At 74.0% G+C, this 507-nt stretch carries 1 protein-coding gene; it reads right to left on the bottom strand.

The window, feature by feature from the left end; genetic code table 11:
• Window positions 1-507: MmyB family transcriptional regulator (locus IE294_RS47220; protein ID WP_444545318.1), on the bottom strand; the 507-nt coding region annotated here is incomplete at both ends.

Here is a 507-nt window from a genome sequence, read left to right on the forward strand (position 1 = left end):
GCGTCGTGGGAGGGGCTGCCGGGTTCGGCGGTCAGTGCCATGAGGCGTTGTCCGGAGCCGTCGGGGCTGGCCCAGGTGTCGCAGTCGAGGGTGAGGTCGCCGACCAGGGGGTGCCGGTAGTGCTTGGTGCCGTAGCCGGCGGTGCTGACACGGTGTTCGGCCCACCAGGTGCAGAAGTCCGTGTCCCGGAGGGACAGCTCGCCGACGATGCGGGCGAGTTCGGGGTCGTCGGGGTCGGCCGCGGCCTCCATGCGCAGGGCGGCCACCGCGTCGCGGGCGTCGTGGTTCCAGTCGCGGTGCATGGCTCGGACGGCCGGGTCGGTGAAGAGCAGGCGGATGTAGTTGCGGCGGGCCGGCGGGAGTGCGGCGAAGTCGGTGTAGAGGGCCGCGGCGGCGGGGTTCCAGGCCAGGATGTCCAGGCGTTTGCCGAGGACGAGGGCGGGGGTGTGGGTGAGCTGGTCGAGCAGGCGGCGCATGGGCGGCCGTACGGGCTGGGCGGGCCGGCGC

This window comes from Streptomyces canarius (genome assembly GCF_014650735.1).
In the GTDB taxonomy this organism is placed as follows: Bacteria; Actinomycetota; Actinomycetes; order Streptomycetales; family Streptomycetaceae; genus Streptomyces; species Streptomyces olivaceoviridis.